This is a genomic window from Arthrobacter sp. NPDC093139 (genome assembly GCF_044754165.1).
GTDB lineage: Bacteria > Actinomycetota > Actinomycetes > Actinomycetales > Micrococcaceae > Arthrobacter.
Map to the genome: position 1 here is coordinate 580,974 of NZ_JBIVOO010000001.1, position 21,112 is coordinate 602,085.

The 21,112-nt window shown below is 66.2% G+C and carries 13 protein-coding genes; 9 read left to right on the forward strand and 4 right to left on the reverse strand.

Annotation, left to right across the window (positions count from 1 at the left end):
* Positions 1 to 48: 48 nt before the first annotated feature.
* Together ACIP90_RS02810 and ACIP90_RS02815 are read right to left on the reverse strand one after the other, a co-directional pair.
* Complete coding sequence (locus tag ACIP90_RS02810) at positions 49 to 1,323, reverse strand: MFS transporter (RefSeq protein WP_400576781.1); 1,275 nt, start codon at positions 1,321 to 1,323, stop codon at positions 49 to 51.
* 120 nt (positions 1,324 to 1,443) lie between these two features.
* A complete protein-coding gene (locus tag ACIP90_RS02815) occupies positions 1,444 to 1,728 on the reverse strand; it encodes a hypothetical protein (protein ID WP_400576654.1) in 285 nt (94 codons plus the stop codon).
* Positions 1,729 to 1,979: 251 nt separating this feature from the next.
* On the opposite strand from ACIP90_RS02815, the gene ACIP90_RS02820 reads away from it, so the two are divergent.
* A complete protein-coding gene (locus ACIP90_RS02820) occupies positions 1,980 to 4,139 on the forward strand; it encodes a glycogen debranching N-terminal domain-containing protein (RefSeq protein ID WP_400576656.1) in 2,160 nt (719 codons plus the stop codon).
* 57 nt (positions 4,140 to 4,196) lie between these two features.
* Here the strand turns inward: ACIP90_RS02820 and ACIP90_RS02825 are convergent, their stop codons facing one another.
* Positions 4,197 to 5,348 carry an acyltransferase family protein gene (locus tag ACIP90_RS02825; protein ID WP_400576783.1) on the reverse strand — a complete coding sequence of 384 codons (1,152 nt, stop codon included), beginning with the start codon at positions 5,346 to 5,348 and terminating at the stop codon, positions 4,197 to 4,199.
* A 265-nt stretch (positions 5,349 to 5,613) separates the two neighbouring features.
* Here ACIP90_RS02825 and ACIP90_RS02830 point away from each other — a divergent pair, with 265 nt between their 5' ends.
* From ACIP90_RS02830 to ACIP90_RS02860, 7 genes are all read left to right on the forward strand, one after another.
* Positions 5,614 to 5,880, forward strand: coding sequence for a DUF1876 domain-containing protein (locus ACIP90_RS02830; RefSeq protein WP_400576657.1), 267 nt, complete (start codon positions 5,614 to 5,616; stop codon positions 5,878 to 5,880).
* Positions 5,881 to 5,985: 105 nt separating this feature from the next.
* On the forward strand, positions 5,986 to 6,525 hold the full coding sequence (locus ACIP90_RS02835; RefSeq protein ID WP_400576659.1) for a dihydrofolate reductase family protein: 540 nt from the start codon (positions 5,986 to 5,988) through the stop codon (positions 6,523 to 6,525).
* Positions 6,526 to 6,586: 61 nt separating this feature from the next.
* Positions 6,587 to 7,894: an SWIM zinc finger family protein gene (locus tag ACIP90_RS02840; protein WP_400576661.1), complete on the forward strand. Its 1,308-nt coding sequence runs from the start codon at positions 6,587 to 6,589 to the stop codon at positions 7,892 to 7,894.
* Positions 7,891 to 9,345, forward strand: coding sequence for a DUF5691 domain-containing protein (locus ACIP90_RS02845; RefSeq protein ID WP_400576663.1), 1,455 nt, complete (start codon positions 7,891 to 7,893; stop codon positions 9,343 to 9,345). The genes ACIP90_RS02840 and ACIP90_RS02845 overlap by 4 nt, the downstream gene beginning before the upstream one ends.
* Positions 9,342 to 10,448 carry an AAA family ATPase gene (locus ACIP90_RS02850; protein ID WP_400576665.1) on the forward strand — a complete coding sequence of 369 codons (1,107 nt, stop codon included), beginning with the start codon at positions 9,342 to 9,344 and terminating at the stop codon, positions 10,446 to 10,448. The genes ACIP90_RS02845 and ACIP90_RS02850 overlap by 4 nt, the downstream gene beginning before the upstream one ends.
* Positions 10,449 to 10,452: 4 nt before the next feature.
* Positions 10,453 to 12,768 carry a DUF5682 family protein gene (locus tag ACIP90_RS02855; protein ID WP_400576667.1) on the forward strand — a complete coding sequence of 772 codons (2,316 nt, stop codon included), beginning with the start codon at positions 10,453 to 10,455 and terminating at the stop codon, positions 12,766 to 12,768.
* Complete coding sequence (locus tag ACIP90_RS02860; protein ID WP_400576669.1) at positions 12,765 to 13,952, forward strand: VWA domain-containing protein; 1,188 nt, start codon at positions 12,765 to 12,767, stop codon at positions 13,950 to 13,952. The genes ACIP90_RS02855 and ACIP90_RS02860 overlap by 4 nt, the downstream gene beginning before the upstream one ends.
* Positions 13,953 to 13,977: 25 nt before the next feature.
* On the opposite strand, the gene ACIP90_RS02865 is transcribed toward ACIP90_RS02860, so the two are convergent.
* A complete protein-coding gene (locus ACIP90_RS02865; protein ID WP_400576671.1) occupies positions 13,978 to 16,704 on the reverse strand; it encodes a phytase in 2,727 nt (908 codons plus the stop codon).
* A gap of 278 nt (positions 16,705 to 16,982) precedes the next feature.
* Here ACIP90_RS02865 and ACIP90_RS02870 point away from each other — a divergent pair, with 278 nt between their 5' ends.
* Positions 16,983 to 20,969 carry a PKD domain-containing protein gene (locus tag ACIP90_RS02870; protein ID WP_400576673.1) on the forward strand — a complete coding sequence of 1,329 codons (3,987 nt, stop codon included), beginning with the start codon at positions 16,983 to 16,985 and terminating at the stop codon, positions 20,967 to 20,969.
* Positions 20,970 to 21,112: the final 143 nt, after the last annotated feature.

The window sequence follows — 21,112 nt, forward strand, 5'->3', positions numbered from 1 at the left end:
GGACACTCAATACCGAAATTGTCCGCAGAATCGACCCCTCGATATCGTCTACGAGGGCCGGGATTCCGGGTTTGCCGTGCTGGCCGCGGCGCTGGCCAGGTCTGCCGGCGGGCCCTGCCGTCGGCTCGCCAGCAGGAACGGGACGGCGATCAGCTGGATCACGCCGCCCAGCGCCAACGAGGCGGGGTAACCGTATACATCGGCGGCCCGGCCGAGCAGAGGCTGGACCACCACGCCGCCGCTAGATCCAATAAGTGAGTCGAAGCTGAGGACCGTTGCCCGCTGCTTGGAGGCGATCATGTCGTTCAGGTAGGCCTGCCGCACAGGGACGCCCGCTGCATCGACCAGCGCCCAGAGGGCCAACAGCACGAGCGCCACCCAGAACACCTGGGTGAAGCCAAGCACCACCAGGATCACTGCGCTCACGCCGCCACTCAGAATCAGCACTGTGGTGCGTTTGCGGACACGGCGCCGGATGCGGGGCGCCACCCATCCGCCGAGCACTTCGGCCCCGGCCACGATGGCGGCCGCGAGACCCGCCACGGAGTACGCGCGCGGGTCGCCGAAGAGCTCGAGCAGATAGGGCTGCAGGGCGTAGAACACATAGATCCCGACGCCGGCGCTGAACGGAGCAGCCAGCATCACGTAACGTACGGGCGGATTCTTCAGACCGTTCTCGATCGAGGCAGAGAGTACGGCACGGGTCGCCCGAAGAGGGTGAGTGGACCGCTCCGGCGTGAACCCGACGTCGTGCATGAGCCAAAAGGCAACCATGAACATGGCCAGGAGCACACCCACGCGCAACAGAAACGGCACACCGAGATCGGTGGCCTGCGCGATCACGCCCCCGGCCACAGAGCCGACGAGCATCGCGATGCCCGACACCATTACTCCGCGCCCGAGCACTGCCTCCAAGCCGCCTTCATAGCCCGAGAAGCGCAACGCATCCACAAGCCAGGCCTCGACTGCACCCGAGAAGAAGGTGAATCCCAGACCGAGCAAAACCGACACCACCGCCCAGGTCCAGAACGGGGCGGAAAACTGCCAGAGCAGATAGTAGAGATAGGTGGACACGGCAAGGGTCACGGTGCCGAGCAGGAATGAAACGCGGCGCCCCCAACCGTCGGCAATCACTCCGGTGGGCACCTCGAACAGCACCATGCCTGCCGTAAAGAATGCATTCGCTGCAAAGGCCTCGAGGTTGCTGAGCCCGGCATCCAAGAGAAAAAGTGTGTTGATCCCCCAGATGAATGAGGCCGCAAGGGTATTGCCCAGCGTCAAAGTGAGATAGGTGCGCTGGATCTTTCGGGCGTCGGCGTTCATCGCGTCTACGTCCCCGCGGGGGCGACGAGGGTGCACCAGCCCATTGTCGCCCCACTGGTCGGAGCCCGCCAGAGCAGGCTGCTTGCGGCCGCATATTTCGCTGGGAGGCGCGAAGCCCGTCTACTCCTTGAGTTGCTCGGTCAGAACTTCAAATTCCTCTACGTTCAGGATCTCCATTTCCTGTTCCCGGCTGGTTTCGGAGCGGATCCTTCCCGCGGGCTCCTGGCTTCCGACGAGGGCTTCCTTCGTATTCCACAGCGTGATGGACAGGGACTTGTCGTCATCGCCCTTCAGGTAGTAGAGGCCGGTGCAGCCGGGCAGGTCCAGCACGCGCTTTACGGTTTCGTCCGAGGGTTTCCCGGTGGTGCCGGGGCTGGTTTTGTAGGTGCTGACTCGAGCAAACATGGTCCCTCCGCATTCGGTTGTTGCAGTATGGCGGCGCCGATGGGACATCTGGCCGCCGGCATCTCTGCCTGTATGGCCGGACCTCCCATCACCTAGTAACTACCGGCAACGGCACGGACGCAAGACCAAATTCTGCCTAGCATCAGGCGGAGCGCAAGCGTAGCCTCAATCACACAGAGCAAGGCGGCGGTACACGTGGACGCGGAATTACACTGTGCCGTCTCGGTCTTGGGCCGTTGAAGGAGGCGGTGATGACTGGCTGGAACGCTGACACGGCAGCCGGGCCGGTGGGGTCCGGCACGGTCACCTTGGTGGAGGGTTCATCCTTCTGTATTTCATTGGCGAACGGGGACATTCATCCGGAATTCCCACACGGCGTATTCCATGAGGACACCCGCATCCTGTCCCGCTGGAATTTGAGTGTCAACGGCCAACCCCTGGAACCGCTCACGGCGGCGATCAAGGAGCCCTATCGGGCACTGTTCATTGGCCGCGTTCCCCGTTCGGATGGCTACGCGGACAGTCCCCTGATCGTGGAACGCCTGCGCGAAGTAAGTGCGGGGCTCCGGGAGGAGGTCAGCATCCGGAACTACTCCGGTGAGGCGACCGAATGCGTGGTTTCCCTCGACGTCGAATCTGACTTCGCGGACCTGTTCGAAGTCAAGGAAGCCCGTGTCCAGCGGCGCTGGGAAGAGTCGCGGCAGCCGGACGGCGACTCGCTGGCCATCAGGGCCGTCTGGCAGGGCGTCCGCAAGGGCGTCATCGTCAAGGCCGACGGCGCCGACGTCGCCCCCGATGCCCTGACGTACCGGACCGTCGTGCCAGCGCATGGGCAGTGGACCACGCTGCTGAGCGTGGTGCCCGCCGTCGACGGCGCTGCCGTGCCGGCGGTTTCGTTCGTTCGTCCTGCGCCGGGTGAGATGTCCCGGAGCGACCGCCGCCGCCAGGAGTGGGTAGCGAAAATTCCCAGGCTGCATATGGGCAACCGCTCAGTCGAACGGACCTTGCGGCGCAGCTATGACGACCTGGGAGCACTGCGCATCGAGGACCCGGACCATCCGGAGCGGATCGTGGTGGCCGCCGGCGCGCCATGGTTCATGACCCTGTTCGGCCGGGACTCCCTGTGGGCATCGGAAATGGCGCTGCCGGTGGACCCTTCCCTGGCCCTTGGCACCCTGCAAACCCTCGCTGACCGCCAGGGGAAGGTCGTGGATCCGATGAGTGAGGAGGAGCCGGGCAAGATCCTGCACGAGGTCAGGCTTGGCGTCTCCAGCGGCCTGGCCTTGGGTGGGAAGTCCGCCTACTACGGCAGCGTGGACGCCACCCCGCAGTTCGTGATGACGCTCGGATCGGTGAGCCGGTGGGGCTTTGCCAAGGACACCATCGCCGCGCTGCTGCCTCACGCGGACCGTGCACTGGACTGGGTCCGGAACCATGGCGATAAGGACGGCGACGGATTTGTCGAGTACGAGCGCCTCAATGACCAGGGCCTGATCAACCAGGGTTGGAAGGACTCCTGGGACGGGATCAACTTCGCCGACGGCACGCTCGCCAAGCCACCGATCGCGCTCTGCGAAGTCCAGGCGCTGGCATACTCGGCATTTCTGTCCCGCGCCTGGATGGCGTACGACGCCGGCGACACGTCTTTGGCCTCCCAGCTCGCCGATGAGGCGGCACGCTTGAAGAAGCGCTTCAACGACGAGTTCTGGCTGCCTGACCGCGGCTACTACGCCGTTGCCCTGGACCGCGACAAGCGGCCAGTCGACGCGTGCGCGTCCAATATGGGCCAGTGCCTGTGGCACGGCATCATCGACGAGGACAAGGTACCGCTGGTGGCCGAACGCCTGATGTCCCCCGAGATGTTCAGCGGCTGGGGGGTGCGGACCCTCGCCACCGACATGGGTGCGTACAACCCCGCCAGTTACCACAACGGGTCCGTCTGGCCGCACGACAACGCGATCATCGCGGCGGGCCTGCTGCGCTACGGCTTTGTTGAGGAGGCGCAACGCATCGCAGCTGCCCTGTTGGAGGCGGCCGATTATAGCGACGGCCGCCTCCCGGAGCTGTTCTGCGGCTTCAGCAGGGACCAGGTCCCCCAGCCCGTGCCGTATCCCACGGCATGCTCGCCCCAGGCCTGGGCAGCGACCACACCGATCATGCTGGTCACCAGCCTCATGCGGTACGACGCCCATATTTCCCGCGGCGGCTTCTGGCTGGATCCTGTGCTTCCGAAGTCCTACGGCGACCTGCACATCACCAATGCACCGATGGGCACCGGCCGGATCACCATCGACATCGCCGGTTCCGAACCAACCGTGCAGGGGCTGCCCGACGGCATAGCCTTCCACCGGGAGCACCGGCCGTGGCTGACGGAACTGCTGGAACAGGCAGAACTGCCGGGAAAGGCTTAGGGGCACCGCGCTCGCGGTGCTCTCAGAGCGGGCGGAGTGGAACCAGGAGCCAGGTCCTCATGACGGCATTCTATTGCTGGCCGGACGATGGTCCGGATAGCGCTTGTCGAAGCGTTCGCGCGCGACTCGTCCCAGCCTTTCTACTGTGTGCCAGCTGATGACCGCAATGAGCAGGGTCAGCAGAATGGCCGATACGGCCACCTGCGGCGGCAGGTCTGCCGTCGATCCGCCGTTGAGCCACAGAATGACGATGTAGTTCCAGAGGTAGGCGGCATAGGAAACTGTCCCCAGCGCCTGGAAGACACGGGTCCACTGCGGCATTGGGCCGGTACGGGAGGCGGCCAGGACCACCAGCGCAGCCGCGGCCATCATTGCCAGAGGGCCTCCTACGAAGAAGAAGGCTGGGGATTCGTTGGCCTTGGGGAAGAAGACCAGGGCAGTAAGGACAAGGATCGAGACGGTCAGGGCCGCCAGTCTGAGCCGGCGGCCGGAGAACCAGCTGAATATGTGGATCCTGTAGAGGCGCAGTGCCGAACCGATGATCAGCCCGAGGCCCCACGTCGTCGGCAGCGCGTAGACCAGCGAGTGAAGGTGCGGAGCAAGGATCAGCATCGCCAGGACACTGGCCGTCATCAAGGAAAGGACGACGGCGGCTGACCACCAGATCAGTCGAGCCTGACGGTTCCGCCGCAGGGCCAGGACCAGCAGTGCGGGCCAGACGAGATAGAACTGTTCCTCCACGGCCAGTGTCCAGAGCGGTCCGATGGCCATACTGACATCGAATGGCAGCGGGAGGTCTTTGAGGTGGCCAAGACCGGCGAGGAGCGTATAGCCGATGATCCCCTTGGACCGGTCTCCGAGGACGTCGGCCGTCACTTCCACTATGGCGTACACGCCAAGAAAGGCGATGAGTGCCGGCACCAGGCGGAAAGCCCGATGGGCGTAAAAACGGCCGTAGCGAATTTTGCGGTGCCGTTCGATGTCCCTGAGAAGCACGCCTGTGATCAGGTAACCGCTCAGCACGAAGAAGACGATGACTCCCACGATGCCGGCACCCTGAAATATCCCGGGCCAGGAATGTCCCAGCAGGACGGCACCAACGGCAGCACCGCGAAGAACGTCCAGGCCGCCCAGCCTTGGGCGTTCTGCAATTTGCCCTGGGCGTTCTGCAATTTGCCCTGGGCGTTCTGCAGTTTGCCTGACGGCCATACCACCAGCCAGCAACGTCACGGTACCTCCGGAGCCTGTATCCGGCCGGTTCCATCGTCAGGTGAATGACGGAAACCGGCCCCTTGCGTGTTGACATGAATGTGTGATGGGAGAGCCCCAAGCACACGCCGAATCCCAGTCTGCCAAACTTGGCTGGACAAAACCTGACCCTCCATACGGCCTCCCAGGAGAGGGTAAATGCGGACCCTTGACGGGTTGAAGCGAGCTTGACATTGTTGAATTCTCATCTGAGGAGGCGACCACCATGCGTGAAAAGGGTTGGTCCGTGAACATCGTCATCGACGAACACGAAGGCCAAACAAGGGCGAAGGCGCAGTTGAACGCCGAAAACCGCTCCGACCTGGTAGGGATGGGTCTCGCCAGGCTAAATCCGAGGGACTCGGATGTCCCCCTGATCGGTGACGAACTGGCGACGGCACGGGCACTGGCGGACTTGGCGCATCAGCTGATCGAGGCCACCGCTACCGACATCGAGAGAGTCACTAACGAAACGGCGCACCTCCGCGCTTAGCCTGTATCCCACTCAACCAGCGGCGATGTGGCACATCGCCAAGGATCACTGCGTGGGTTTTTCCCGCCTTGACCCTGTCGTCAGGGCTGGATAGCGTCTGCGTTCATGAGCACCGTTTTCGGCGGTATGGCGGTCAGCCTCGACGGATACATCCGTTCTGAGAGCGGGGACCTGTCCTGGCTGAACGATGCCATGGCGGAGGACGAGGACTACGGTTTTGAGGCCACTGAGCGCAGAACCGGAGCCTACGTCATGGGGGCCAATACCTACCGCGAAGTGGCGGGAATGGGCAGCGGGGGCTCTGCCGTTCCGACGCACGTTGTCACCCATGACGTAACGCTGCCCACCTCAGGGAAAACGCAGCTGTTCTCGGGCGATCTGGGAGACCTTGTTGGCCGCATCAAGTCCTCCATCCCTACCGATAAGGATATCTGCGTCTTTGGCGGTGGCCAGCTCATGACCGAATTCATCGAGCTGGGCCTGCTGGATGAGCTGGGCGTGGCAGTCGTGCCGGTTATCCTCGGCGGCGGAGTGCCTTTCTTTGGCAGGATCAGCCGGTGGAGCAGACTGGAGCTCCTGGAGTGCCGCCCGTTCCCCTCCGGCATAGTGCTGCTGACTTACGGGCTGAAACGGCTTCCCGCCTGAACACGTTGCCCGCCGCCACACCTGCCCTGCCTCTCGTGCGGCCCCTGAAGCATCGGGCACAATGAGCATCATGGTGCGCTGGAGCGAGGAGAGGGTGATCGGCGCCGCCCCCGACGGACCTTCCGTGGCCGCTGCCCGCAAGCTGGCACGTCCCGGTCCATGGTCCGATACCGGCAGCAACGACGTCCTGGTCTGGGGCAAATGCCAGGGCAGCGGCAAGACCCCGTATCAGGTGAGCGTGGACATCGCCGCGCCGGCGTACCGGTGCTCGTGCCCAAGCCGGAAGTTTCCCTGCAAGCACGCGCTGGCGCTGCTGCTCCTGTGGTCCCGGGGCGAGGCTGCCGGAGACGGCGTGGAGACCGCAGACTTCGCGCAGGAGTGGGCGGACCAGCGGGGGGACCGCTCCGCAGCCCGCGAGCGGCGCCAGTCAGAGCAGCCGACGGACCCTGTTGCGCAGGCCAAGCGGCTGGCCACCCGGCTGACGCTCATGGATGCGGGGATCTCCGACTTCGCCCGGTGGCTGACGGATCTGGCGCGGACTGGGCTGGCTGCCGCCCGCAGCCAGCCCTATTCCTGGTGGGACGGTGTAGCTGCGCGCCTGGTGGACGCCCAGCTCCCGGGGCTGGCCGAGCAGGTGCGGGCGATGGGATCGGATGTGCATGCCCGCGCCGACTGGGCCGACCATCTGCTGCTGCATGCGGGCCGTTGGTGGGCCTTGACCAAAGCGTGGGGCAGGAGGGACGAGCTGACTCCAAGCGAGCTTGCCGATGTCCGGGCGGCCGTAGGGTGGTCCATGGCATCGGCCGATGTCCAGGGCACCGAGGCTCTGCCCGGTCCGTGGCTGGTGCTCGGCGCCTACCGCGGCGATGACGGGCGGCTCCAGCAACAACGCACCTGGATTCGCGGACCCGACGGAACGGTCGCGGTCGTCCTCGATTTCGCTGGCCGGGGTGAGGCGCTCGCGACGCCCCAACTGGCCGGGGCGGAGCTGGACGTTACCGTGGCGCGGTATCCCGGCTCCGCGCCGCAGCGGGCAATGTTCACAGGTCCGATTGCCCCGCGGGGGCTCGCCCAGACGCTCGGTGAGGGTTGCAGCATCGCCCAGGCGCTGGAACTGGAGTCGGCCGGGGTTGCTCTCTCGCCCTGGCGGGGGCGCCACCCGGTGCTGTTCGGGGGGGTCCGTGTCCTCCCTGGTGATCATGGCTGGCTGCGGGACGGTTCCGGTGACGCCCTCCCGTTTGTCGACGCCCCCTTAGACTCGCTGCTGGCACTAACCGGCGGCCATCCTGTCGACCTGTTCGGAGAACTGGAGGAGGGCCGCGTGCGGCCGCTGACCGTCGTCGTCGGCGATGCGGTGGTGACGCCATGACGTGGCTGGCCGACCTCCGAACGTCGGCGCTCCTGGGCACAGGACGGCGCGCAGCGCCACTTCCGCCCGCGGATCTGGATTTTCGCCCGCCGGATGGCCTGTCCCGCGAGGAGTCACTGCTCGACCAGGCGGCCCTGGCCGACGTCGTCACCCGCGCTGCCCGCCGCCCCCGCAGCGTGGACACCGCTGACCTGCCTGATCCGGCCCCAGCGGACGATGCCCCGGAAGCCCGCGGTGAGGCCGCCCGGCTGCTGGACCTGCTGCTCACCCAGCCTCCCGTCGGTGTGGAGCTCCGCTCCCAGCTTGTAACGGACTGGCTGCAGCTCGCCGGAGCGTCCGGACTGCGAGTTCCGCACCGCTCAATCCCGGTGTTGCTGGCCTTAGCTGACACGCATCGCGGCGTGGCGGAGCATCTACATCCGGCCATCGGAGCCCGCGGCCGCTGGCTCCAATCCCTCACCCGCCCCATGGATTCCGGTCCGCCTCCGGAGACGACGACCGACTGGGCCGAGCTAAGGACGGCTGACGCGACAGTGGAACTGGAACGGCTTCGGCGCAGCGACCCGGCGTCCGCGCGTGAGCAGCTGGCCACGCATTGGGAAACGCTCAGCGCCCGGGAACGCGCCGCCTATCTGAGCGTCTTCGGCACCAACCTCGAACCTGCCGACGAGGATCTTCTGGAACGTGCACTGGACGACAAAGCCAAGAGCGTGCGGGACGTCGCGGCCGCTTTGCTGGACGGACTTCCCACGAGCGCCCGCGCCCAGCGGATGGCCACCCGGCTGAAGCCTCTGGTCCGTGTGAAAGGCCTGCTGCGCAAGCAGTTCGAGATCGACCTGCCACCCGATCCGGACCCCGCAGCCCTGCGCGACGGCATCGCCCCGGCACCCCGCGCCGGCGAGCCTGACCGGCTGGGGCGGCTGGACACGATCATCCGCGGCGCCCCGCTCGACGTGTGGGAAACCGTCGCCGGACGCAGCCCCGCCGCGACACTGGCGCTGCTTGACGGCGAACCCCGTGTGATCGACACGATTGTCGCCGCCGCCGTCCTCCGGGCCGATGCCAAGTGGGCCCGCGCGCTGCTGGATGTCCGCACTGACGCGAGGCTGTTGAGTTGCCTGGCGCCCGCGGAAAGGGAGCAGGCGCTTCTGCGCCACATCCGCGGCGGCACGGCACAGCCCATGGCGCTGGTCCCCCTGCTGCGGGACGTGCCGAGGCCGTGGGGCCTGACATTGGCGGACGAGGTCCTCGAGCTCGTCGCCGCAAAGAACGGCGGCCCGTTGGCGGCGCTGGTTGCTGATTTCCTGCCCATGGCGCTGCCGCTCGACTCGGCAGATCACTGCCGCCGCTTGCTGCAAGATTCCGACGACGACGCCCCGCGGCGCCGCGTGTTTCGTGATGTGGTGCAATACCAATCGTTCCAACAATCGCTGACGGAGGCCTTCCGATGACCGATGCCCAGACCGCCCCGGACATTCTCCGTGCCCATGCGGAAACCGCCTACGCCGATGAACTGCAGGCGCTGGCCGCCGTCGACGATCGTCCCCGACCGCCCAGCTGGCGGCTGTCTCCCTGGGCCGTCGCCACCTACGTTCTTGGCGGCACGCTGCCGAACGGCACGCCGATCAGCCCGAAATATCTGGGATCGGCCCGGCTGGTGGAAATCGCCGTCGCCTCACTTGCCACCGATCGGGGGCTGCTGCTGCTCGGCGTGCCGGGGACGGCGAAGACCTGGCTCGGCGAGCACCTGGCAGCGGCCATCTCGGGCACGTCCACGTTGGTAGTGCAGGGCACCGCGGGCACACCGGAAGAGGCGCTGCGGTATGGCTGGAACTATGCGCGGCTGCTCGCCGAGGGACCGTCCCGTGCAGCCTTGGTCCCCGGACCAGTGATGCGTGCCATGGAGACCGGAAGCATTGTGAGGGTGGAGGAGCTCACCAGGATCCCGTCGGACGTGCAGGATTCCCTGATCACCATCCTGAGCGAAAAGACACTGCCGATCCCTGAACTCAACACTGAAGTGCAGGCGCGCAAGGGATTCAACGTCATTGCCACAGCGAACAACCGCGACAAGGGCGTCAACGACCTGTCGTCTGCGCTGCGCCGCCGGTTCAACACCGTGGTGCTGCCGCTGCCGGACAGCCTGGACCAGGAGGTGGAAATCGTCACCACCCGAGTGCGCAGCCTCGGCGCGGCACTCGAGCTTCCGGCCGATCTTGCGGCACTTTCGGAGATCCGCCGGGTGGTCACGGTGATGCGCGAACTGCGCGCCGGCCTCACGCAGGATCAGCGCACCGCCCTCAAATCCCCATCCGCCACCCTGTCGACGGCAGAAGCGATTTCGGTGATGACGAACGGCCTGTCTTTGGCAGCCCACTTTGGTGGCGGCAGCGTCCGCGCCGATGACGTGGCGGCCAGCCTGGTCGGGGCGGTGGTTAAGGATCCGGTCCAGGACCGGGTGATCTGGCAGGAGTACCTGGAGACCGTGGTCCGCAACCGGCCGGAGTGGAAGGACCTCTACCGGGCCTGCCGCGATCTCGACACCTCGAACTGATCCAGTGACAGACGTCCATGTCCTCGGGATCCGGCACCATGGGCCCGGTTCAGCACGCTCGGTTGCCGAGGCCCTGGCGTCCATCCGGCCGGACCTGGTGCTGGTTGAGGGCCCGCCCGAGATTGAGCAGGTTCTCCCGCTGGTTGCCGATGCCTCAATGACTCCGCCGGTGGCGGCGCTCATCTACGCCGCCGATCAGCCCAGGCTGGCCTCGTTCTACCCGCTGGCGGATTTTTCCCCGGAGTGGGTGGCGATGCGCTGGGCTGTATCGACGGGAATCCCGGTACGTACGATCGACCTTCCCGCGGCGAACAGCTTCGCGCTGCAGGTCGCCGCGGCTTCCGCAGCGTCGGCGTCTCCCCCGGAAACGCCGGATGAGCCGGACACCCCCGGCGAAGATGCGGCCGGGGAAGAGCCGGAACCCGTTGCGCCAGAGCCCTACCGGCCTGACGCCATTTCGATGCTGGCCCAGGCTGCCGGGTACAGTGACGCCGAGCGCTGGTGGGAGGACGCCGTCGAACACCGCAATGCCAGTCCCATCGACAGGTTCGCAGCGATCAGCGATGCCATCGCAGAGATCCGGGCCGGCGACGTGCGGCCTGCCGGGCACCCGGACGTCGTCGAGAACGGTCGACGCGAAGCCGCAATGCGGCGGCAGCTGCGTGCCGCGATGCGCGAGGGGCATGCAAGCATCGCGGTGGTGTGCGGGGCCTACCACTCCCCCGCGCTCGTTCCCGCGAACTTTCCCCCGGCGTCCACGGACAACAAGCTGCTGACCGGTTTGCCCAAGACCAAGGTCGCTGTCACCTGGGTGCCGTGGACCTCGGATCGGCTGCGCCTTCAGACCGGGTACGGTGCAGGCGTCACGGCGCCCGGCTGGTATCAGCATCTCTTCGCCCACTGGAGTTCCCGGGATCACACGGCTGATGTGGCCACCACCTGGCTGGTCCGCGTTGCACAAACCCTACGCCGGGAAGATCTGGATGCGTCCACGGCCTCCGTCGTGGAGGCCAGCCGGATGGCGGGGGCTCTGGCTACACTCCGCGGCCGCCCCAGCCCTGGCCTCACGGAGTTGGACGACGCCGCGCAAGCTGTTCTCTGTGATGGCTCACGCGTGCCCCTGGCGTTGGTGCACCGAGAGCTCACCGTTGGATACGAGCTGGGAAGCGTACCGGAGTCCGCACCGACCGTCCCACTGGCCGCCGACCTCGCCGCAATCCAACGCCGCCTGCGCTTGCAGCCGAGTGCGATGGAGGAGATTCTGACCATCGACCTCCGCAAGCCGAATCAGCTGGCCCGCTCAGTCCTGCTGCACAGGCTGGCACTGCTCGGCGTGAACTGGGGAACGGCGAGCGACACCGGACGCACAACGGGCACATTCAAGGAGGCATGGAGCCTCCTGTGGCGGCCGGAACTGGCCCTCGCAGTGGTGGACGCCAGCCGCTACGGCACCACCATCGCCGCGGCAGCAGCGGCGTGTGTAGCTGAACGCGCGCAGGGTGCCGGCAGCCTGGCCGATCTCAGCGATCTGCTCGCCGCTTGCCTGCTCGCAGATCTGCCCGACGGAATCAGCGCCGTGGTGTCGGTACTGGGCGAGCAGACCGCCGCGCAGCAGGATGTGGCCCCGCTGCTGGAAACCATAGCCCCGCTCGCCCGGACCTGCCGCTATGGCAATGTGCGCGGAGTGGATGTCACAGGGGTGCAGGGGATCCTGAATGCCACGGTGGTGCGGGCGTGCGTCGGCCTGCCGACTGCATGCGCCGGGCTGGACGATGAAGCCGCCGCCGCGATGCGGCGGGCCATCAACTCCGCCCAGCACGGTCTGTCCCTGTTGCCGGAGCTGCCCCTGGACGACTGGCACGCGGCGCTCGCCGCAGTCGCGGGTTCAGATCGGATCCACGGATCAGTCGCAGGGCGTGCCACAAGGCTGCTGCTGGAGGCGGGGCTGGTTGACAGGGATGAGGTCGCGGCCCGACTCAGCCGTCGGCTGTCCATCGCAACTCCTGCGCCGGAAGCCGCCGCCTGGCTGGATGGACTGCTGTCCGGCGACGCCGTGCTGCTGGTTCACGACCGGCGCCTGCTGCAGATCGTCGATGATTGGGTCGCCGGGGTGCACGATGAGGTCTTCGATGACGTTTTGCCCCTGCTGCGCCGGACATTCTCCCTGTTCAGCCCGCCGGAGCGGCGGGAGATCGGCGAACAGGTGAGCCGGGACAGCGAACTCGCGCAAACCCCAACCGCTATGACGTTTGACCTGTCGGGAGCCGGTCCGGCGATCCGTGTGATGGCCAGGTATCTCGGATGGGAGGCCAAATCGTGACCGGTTTGAACCCCGACGGCCGCGACCGGCTCAGCCGCTGGCGCCTGGTCCTCGGCGGCCACGAGGCCGACGGCATCACGACGGCCGAGGGCCAACCTGTGGTCCTCTCAGCCGCGGACCATCGCAGGGACCAGGCCCTGCAGGACTTGTATGAAGCCCCAAAAAGCGGGCGGGGAGGCCTCGGCGCGTCGAGCCCGCGGGTAGCCCGCTGGCTCGGCGACATTCGCGGCTACTTCCCGTCCACGGTCGTCCAGGTGATGCAGGCCGACGCCATGGACCGGCTCGGCCTGAGGCAGCTGCTCCTCGAACCCGAGACGCTCCGCACCGTGCAGCCCGATATCGCCCTGGTCAGCACGCTCGTGGGACTGGGCCGCGCCATCCCCGAGCGTTCCCGTGAGACCGCCCGGGCGGTGGTCCGGCAGGTGACCAAGGAGTTGGAGGATCGCTTGCGCGCCAAGACGATTCAGGCTGTCTCAGGGGCGTTGAACCGCGCCGCGAGGACCCGGCGTCCCAAGCACCGGGACATTGACTGGAACCGCACGATCGCCGCCAACCTCAAGAACTATCAGCCCGACTACCGCACAGTGGTGCCTGAGCGGCTGGTCGGTTACGCCCGGCGCAGTACCGAGGTGCAGCGGGAGATCATCCTGTGCATCGACCAGTCCGGTTCCATGGCCGAATCGGTGGTGTACTCGAGCGTGTTTGGCGCGGTGCTCAGCTCGCTGCGGTCTGTGCGCACGCGGCTGGTGGTCTTCGACACCGAGGTTGTTGATCTTACGGATGACCTGGAGGATCCCGTGGATGTGCTCTTCGGCGTGCAGCTGGGGGGCGGCACGAACATAAACCGGGCACTGGCCTACTGCCAAGACCAGATCACCCACCCGACCGAGACGATCCTGGTGCTCATCAGCGATCTTTACGAGGGTGGAATAGCCGAGGAGATGCTGCGGCGGGCGGCCACCATCGTCGGATCGGGAGCAACCCTGATCGCGCTGCTGGCGCTGAGTGACAGCGGTCACCCGACGTTCGATTCAAACCATGCCGCTGCCCTGGCCGGAATCGGCGTCCCGGCCTTCGCCTGCACGCCTGATCTGTTTCCGGAGCTGATGGCCGCGGCGATCGAACGCCGGGACGTGGGCGAATGGGCGGCATCGCACGACATCGCGACGAGTCACGAAACGTAGGGCTTGTCACACAGACGTTCCGTGGCTAGCTGGCTGGTTTTAGTGCGGTCCGCCATGCGCCTACGGCTTTGGCGGTGCTGAAGGTCCAGGTGGCGGTGCCGGCGGCGCCGGCGGTGGCCTGGGTCCTGTCGGCCTGTTCGGCGATCTGCCCGCCGGTGGCTTCCCACCGCTCCGTCCATCCCGTCGGTGGGGTCGCGGCGGGGTTGGAGCTGTCAAACCCGAGGCCGCCGATCAGCATCGCGCCGTTGCTCGCTGTGGTGATGCCCGGAACGGTGATGCTGGTGGCCGTGTAACTGGTGTTGACGGCGGTGGCCACGGCACTGTCCAGCGGTGTGGTGGTGTTGACGCCGGTGTACGCGGTGATGCCGCCGCCCCATTTCACGGCCTTGCTCAGCGTCCAGGTGTAGGTTCCCGGATCAGAGGCACCCACGACGCGGTAGTAGGCGAACACCTTCGCCCCGGCCGTGGAGGAGCTGGCTATGCTCAAGCCGTTGACGATCGCGGTCCAGCCCGCGGGGACGGCCACCGTCGGATTCTGGTCCGCCGTGAAGGAGGCGACCAGCACATCCCCGGCCGTTCTGCCCGCGGGCGCGGCCAGTGCCACCGTGGCGGTGGCCGTGGACGTATTCGTTGTCGTTGAACTCCGGGCAGTGATCCCCGACGCCGGCGGGGCCGGCGGACTGACCGTGATCGTCGAGGTAGCGGAGGTCGAGCCTCCGCTGTTGGTCGCGGTCAGTCTCGCCGTGTAGGTCCCTGCCGCGGTGTACGTGTGGGAAGGGTTCTGCTCGGTGGACGTGACGCCGTCACCAAAATTCCAGGCCCACGACGTCGGCGCCCCGGTCGACGTGTCAGTGAAGCTCACCGGCAACGGAGCCGTGCCCGTCGTCGGTGACGCAGCAAAGGAAGCCACCGGCGCCGGCGGTGCCGGCGGGTTGACCGTGATGGTCGCGGTAGCGGAGGTCGAGCCTTCACTGTTGGTGGCGGTCAGCCGTGCCGTGTAGGTGCCGGCCGCGGTGTACGTGTGGGAGGGGTTCTGCTCCGCGGACGTGCCGCCGTCGCCGAAATCCCAGGCCCAGGAGGCCGGCGCCCCGGTCGAGGTGTCAGTGAAACTCACGGGCAGCGGGGCCGTGCCCGTGGTCGGTGAAGCGGTAAAGGACGTCACCGGACCCGGCGGTGCCGGTGGAGGTGTCATTTGCACCACCGCGCTCAACGGGACATATTTCAGGTTGGACGTGCTGCCACCGGTATTGGGATGATCGTGAACCACCATAACGCCCTGCTCGAACTGCGGCCCGGCATTCAGGCTGGTGACATCGATGCCGTCGCTGCCCGTGACTTCATCGATTGACCCGTTGGCGACGACCCTCACCGATTTGACGTAGGCGTTGCTGCCAGCGCGCTCGTACACGGCGATAGTGGAATCCCCTTGGCTGGACGCGAAGAGATAGCCCGTCCCGTCAGGGCCATAAGCCATGCTCATCCCCTCGATGTCAGCCACCAGGTGACCCGCGCCCACGGTGTCGACGGCCACCCGGCCGTCTCCAGAGTCAGGTTCAGCGCCGTACTTCCAGATGGCGACATCCTCCTGGCCGACGTATAGGTAACCAAGGTCGTCATCGGCCACGCAACTCTCAGTGATGCTGCTGATGGACAGCGTTCTTACGAGCTTCGCGTCCACCAGGCCGGCTCCATTGTCGAAGAGTTCGAACTGCTGGATGGAACCGCCACCCTCGTAAGGTGTTACAAAGGCATAAAACTTGCCACTCACCCGGCTGTGGTACATGCAGAATCCATAGTTTGGTGCGAATGTTGGGATGCTTCGGGCGGCGGCACCTGAGAGAGTCCTGCTCTCTGTATTCAGTGACCACAACCCAAGCGTGTTGTTCGTCCGGTTGTTTGCCCCCACAAGCACGGTGGGAATCCCGGATAATGGGAAGCCTGCCCGCAGGTCAACGTTACCGATCATCCCCTCGGCCCGGAACTGGATCAGTTTGCCGTCCATGCCGAAGACCCCGATCCCGCCGCCTGAGCTCGCCTTCTTATCTGCAATGACAACACTATTGGCAGGGTTTGCGGGATCAGCCCAGATGACGGAGTCATCGGTGACGTCCCCCGAGCCTGAAAATCCAACATTCTCGACTACGGGCGAAACACTGGCGATGGGCGGCGTCGGGATCTCTGTGGGCGGGGGCGGCGGGGTTGCCGAATACGTAATCAGGAGCAGCGGCGGGTTCGCCGTCTCACGGGAGGCCAGGCTGCCCGTCACCCCAGTCGTGCTCAGGCCGTAACTGACAGGACCTGAGACGGGGACAGAAGTAACGGGCAAGGTCGCACTTACATAGCCGCCTGCCGGCAGGACCCCGGACCTGGAAAGCTCAGCAGGTTGCCATGCAGGCTGGTTCGCGAAAGTGACAGTCGACTCACCCCAGTCGTTACTGGAAGGATGCACAATCACCCTGCCGTTCACCGCGGACTTTGAATAGACCATCAGCGTCACGTTCGTGACGCTGCTTCCATCGGGCAGCGACACGTCGAACCGTAACAACGCGTGGTTGGAGTTTTGTGAAACGGCCAAGGAAGTGGCGCCACCAGAGTTTCGGTTGGGCGAAGAACTGGAAACATAGGTGTCCGCGATCGCATTGAGGGTCAGAGTGGAGGATGCGGCCGCAGCCATCGCAGGCACAAGGCCGAGAGCCACCAGCGCGGCCACGGCCAGCGGCGCCAACAGAGCGAAAAAATGAGGTCTCGGCATGGCTCTTCCTTCGATGGATGGACCTGAACTCCGAGACCGTACCCCTAGAACTTTGTCTATGTGAAACAGCCTGTCAAGGGGGTTGATTCGTGCAAGTGGCTGCCAGGTAGCAACACAGGTACTGAAGGCTGATCGGCGGGTATCCGGTGGAGCAAAGACAGGTACCCACTACTCTGGCCCGGCGTCCTGTTGATTCCGTAGGCTCCGATCCATCATGTCTGCGATCAACAGACACCGCCTGTGCGGTCCAGTGTTGACCTGCCATTTGAGGGAGGACCATGTCTGTTGCGAGCCGTGTCCGATCCGTCATCTCCACGATGAGCGGCTTCCATGTCCTGTCTACACGCGGGCCTGCAGCACCCGCCGGGAGACCCACTCATGCGGACAATCGTTCGGGCCCGGGAGTGTGGCGGCGCGAGAGGTCCGCCCTGGCGGCCCTGGTCACCGCAGGGATGGCGACGTCCCTGCTGATTACGGGTTACGAGGCGGCGGCTCCGCGCGACTCCTCGAGCGCGCACGGTTCACATGTTCACAACGCGGCGCTGCCGGCCGCCGCAATGCAGCCGGCCCCGGATCCCGTGCAACGGGCCGGGTGGACGGTGTCGGCCAGCGACGAGGAGGTTTCCGGCGGGAACGGCGCGGCCGCCAACGTTCTGGACGGGAACGCCGACACGTTCTGGCAGAGCAAGGGAACTGCCACGGCTGCAGTCCCGTTGGCTCACGCCATCACGATCGACACCAAGGTGACCCAAAACATCACGGGGTTGCGCTACCTGCCGCGTCCTGACGTCGAGAACGGGCGGATCGGCAGCTTCGAGATTCTGGTGAGCACCAACGGCACCGCATGGGGTACCCCGGTGGCCCAGGGGACCTGGGCGGACACCAGTGCCGAAAAAAGCGTGACGTTCGCGGCAGTCACGGCACGTTATGTCCAACTACGGGCCATCAGCGAGGCCGGCAACCGCGGATCGTGGAGCAGCGCCGCGGAAATCAACCTGGTCGGCCAAAGCGACGGCGGCATGATGACCACCATGGCCGTGAACGGGGTGCAGGGGTCCTGGGGTCCCACCATCAACTTCCCGATTGTCCCGGCCGCGGCGGCGCTGCTTCCTGGCAACAAGCTGCTCACCTGGTCCGCCTACTCCCCCACTGTATTCGGCGGCAGCAACGGCTACACCCAGACCTCCATCCTGAACCTCGCCACCGGCGCGGTGAGCCAGACCGAGGTGGCCAACACCGGTCACGACATGTTCTGCCCCGGGACCTCGATGCTGCCGGACGGGCGGATCATAATCAGTGGCGGCAGCAACAGTTCGAAGACCACCCTGTACGATCCTGGGTCGAACACCTGGACAGCGGGGCCGGCAATGAAGATCGCCCGCGGCTACCACTCCAACGTGACCACGTCCACCGGTGAGGTGTTCACCATCGGCGGCTCCTGGTCCGGGGGTATCGGCAACAAGCACGGCGAGTTGTGGTCTGAAGCGGGCGGCTGGCGAACGTTGCCCAACGTGCTGGTCGACAATATCCTGACCGACGATCCCGGCGAACACCATTCCGACAATCACGCCTGGTTGTTTGCCGCCCCCGGCGGCCGGGTGTTCCACGCCGGGCCGAGCCGCCAAATGAACTGGATCTCCACCACAGGCACCGGCAGCATCACGTCCGCCGGACTGCGGTCCGACAGCGCGGACGCCATGAACGGCGACGCCGTGATGTACGACATCGGCAAGATCCTCACCGTGGGCGGAGCGCCTGCCTACAAGGACACTCCCGCCACCGCGCGGGCATACACCATCGACATCAACAACGGAGCCACCGTGGCCCGGACCGCGGACATGGCCGTCAGCCGGTCCTTCGCGAACGGGGTCGCGCTGCCTGATGGCCAGGTCTTCGTCGTGGGCGGTCAGGCTACGCCAGTGCAGTTCACCGACACGGGAGCCAGGATGTCCCCGGAAATCTGGAACCCGGCGACCGGACTGTGGGCCACGATGGCTCCGATGGCCATTCCCCGGACGTATCACAGCGTGGCCCTGCTGCTCCCGGATGCCCGGGTGTTCGTCGGCGGCGGCGGGCTGTGCCCGGGAAGCTGCTCGACGAACCACCTGGACGGAGAGATCTTCACCCCGCCCTACCTGCTGAACGCCGACGGCAGCGCGCGCGTGCGGCCCGAGATTGTGACCGCACCGGCCACCGCCTCGCCCGGCAGCACGATTGCCGTGACCACCGGGGCGCCGACCACGAAGTTCTCCCTGATGCGGATGAGCACAGTGACCCACACCGTGAACACCGACCAGCGGCGGATACCGCTGACCGCAACTGCGGTCTCGGGTAATACCGCGTCCCTGACGTTGCCGGCGGACACGGGCGTGCTGGTGCCGGGCAATTACATGCTCTTTGCTGTGGATGCCGACGGCGTGCCCAGCATCGCCTCGACCATCAACATTGGCTCCACACCACCGCCGCCCCCTCCACCGTCGGGGACAGTGACCGCGGTCAGCTCCACCACTGCCAGCGCAACAACTGCCACCACCGCCGTGACTTTGACCAGGCCGTCCGGTACCACGGCCGGGGATGTCCTGGTCGCCTCCTTTACCGCGGACAAGAACCCCACGGCGGCTGTCCCCGCGGGATGGACCGCGATCGTCAACGGGCTCTCCATCAGCAGCGGCGCACGGGTCTTTGCCTACTACCGCGTGGCCGGAGCGTCTGAGCCACCCACCTACACCTGGACGCTCAGCACCGCCGTGAAATGGGGCGCCGGCGTCACGGCATACCGCGGAGTCAACAACACGACCCCTCTTGACAGCGCTGTAGCCACCGCTGTCAACACAACCTACAGAGCCACAAGCATTGCCGTTCCCGGCGTTACGACCGCGAGCAACGGGTCCATGCTGATCGGCGGCCTCGGGTTTGACAGTTCAAACCCCGCCGCTACCCCGCCCAGCGGATGGACCGAACGCTGGGAGACCGTCGCCGGCGGCCAGATCGCGGAACAGGCGGACAGGACCCAGGCAACCGCCGGAGCCACCGGCACAGCCACCTGGACCTTCAGCAGCGCCAAAGCGGTTGCCGCATGGCGTACCGCGCTGAAACCTGCCCCCAAGGATCCCGACACACCGGCGCCGGTGGCTTCCTTTGCTGCGTCACCGACGACGGGCACGGCTCCGTTGCCGGTGAGCTTCACTGACACGTCGACCGGGGCGCCGACGTCGTGGTCGTGGGATTTTGGTGACGGCGGCACGTCCACGGAGCGGAACCCTTCCCATACGTACACCGCGGCAGGGACGTACACGGTACGGCTGACCGCGACCAACAGCGGAGGCTCGACCTCCGCTACGGCGACCGTCACGGTCGACCCGGCGGCCACGCCGGCGCCGGTGGCGTCATTTACCGCGTCCCCGACGACGGGCACGGCCCCGCTGCCGGTGAGTTTCAGTGATACCTCGACCGGGGCGCCGACGTCGTGGGCCTGGGAGTTTGGTGACGGCGTCACGTCCACCGAGCAGAACCCTTCCCACACGTACACCGCGGCAGGGACCTACACGGCGAGAATGACCGCGACCAACAGCGGAGGCTCGACCTCCGCTACCTCGACGATCACGGTCAGTCCGCCGGCCGCGCCGGCGTCGGGGATCACTGCCCGGAGTTCAACGACAACGAATACCTCCACGGCCACCGCCACGGTGGCACTGGCCGCGCCCGCGGGCAGAACGGCCGGGGATGTCCTGGTCGCCTCCTTCACGGCGGACCAGAATCCCACGGTGGCCGTCCCCGCGGGCTGGACAGCGATCGTCAACGGCTTGAGCATAGCCAGCTCCTCCACGGCCGGGGCGAAGGTGTTCGCCTACTACCGCGTCGTGGGTGCCGCTGATCCGGGAACCTACACCTGGACGCTGAGCAAGGCCGTGAAATGGGGCGGCGGCATCACCGCGTACACCGGCGTCAACACCACCACACCGCTGGACAGTGCCGTGGCCACCGCCGTCAACACCAGTTACACGGCCACCAGCATCACCGTTCCGGGCATCACCACAGCGAGCAACGGCGCGATGCTGATCGGCGGCCTCGGGTTTGACAGCTCCAACCCCGCCGCGACCCCACCGACGGGATGGACGGAGCGGTGGGAAGCCACCGGCGGGCAGATCGCCGAACAGGCCGACAGGACCCAGGCCACCGCCGGCGCCGCCGGCACCGCCACCTGGACCTTCAGCACCGCCAAAGCCGTAGGCGCATGGCGGACCGCACTAAAACCAGCCAGCTAGCCAGGACAGACGCCGCTGAAAGACACTCCGTTTTGACCTGGGCAAGAGCGAAGCCGGGTGCAATTCTCACCCGGCTTTCCTCTTTCTGGTCTAGATCCCGCGTATTAGCCCTTCGGGCCCCGCGGTTACCGCGGGGCCCGGCA

Bases quoted from the DNA above. Each gene is read 5' to 3' on its own strand.
- ACIP90_RS02820 (WP_400576656.1), top strand. From the start codon at position 1,980: ATGACTGGCTGGAACGCTGACACGGCAGCCGGGCCGGTGGGGTCCGGC.
- ACIP90_RS02850 (WP_400576665.1), top strand. From the start codon at position 9,342: ATGACCGATGCCCAGACCGCCCCGGACATTCTCCGTGCCCATGCGGAA.
- ACIP90_RS02830 (WP_400576657.1), top strand. From the start codon at position 5,614: ATGCGTGAAAAGGGTTGGTCCGTGAACATCGTCATCGACGAACACGAA.
- ACIP90_RS02845 (WP_400576663.1), top strand. From the start codon at position 7,891: ATGACGTGGCTGGCCGACCTCCGAACGTCGGCGCTCCTGGGCACAGGA.
- ACIP90_RS02870 (WP_400576673.1), top strand. From the start codon at position 16,983: ATGTCTGTTGCGAGCCGTGTCCGATCCGTCATCTCCACGATGAGCGGC.
- ACIP90_RS02865 (WP_400576671.1), bottom strand. From the start codon at position 16,704: ATGCCGAGACCTCATTTTTTCGCTCTGTTGGCGCCGCTGGCCGTGGCC.
- ACIP90_RS02835 (WP_400576659.1), top strand. From the start codon at position 5,986: ATGAGCACCGTTTTCGGCGGTATGGCGGTCAGCCTCGACGGATACATC.
- ACIP90_RS02810 (WP_400576781.1), bottom strand. From the start codon at position 1,323: ATGAACGCCGACGCCCGAAAGATCCAGCGCACCTATCTCACTTTGACG.
- ACIP90_RS02815 (WP_400576654.1), bottom strand. From the start codon at position 1,728: ATGTTTGCTCGAGTCAGCACCTACAAAACCAGCCCCGGCACCACCGGG.
- ACIP90_RS02825 (WP_400576783.1), bottom strand. From the start codon at position 5,348: ATGGCCGTCAGGCAAACTGCAGAACGCCCAGGGCAAATTGCAGAACGC.
- ACIP90_RS02840 (WP_400576661.1), top strand. From the start codon at position 6,587: ATGAGCATCATGGTGCGCTGGAGCGAGGAGAGGGTGATCGGCGCCGCC.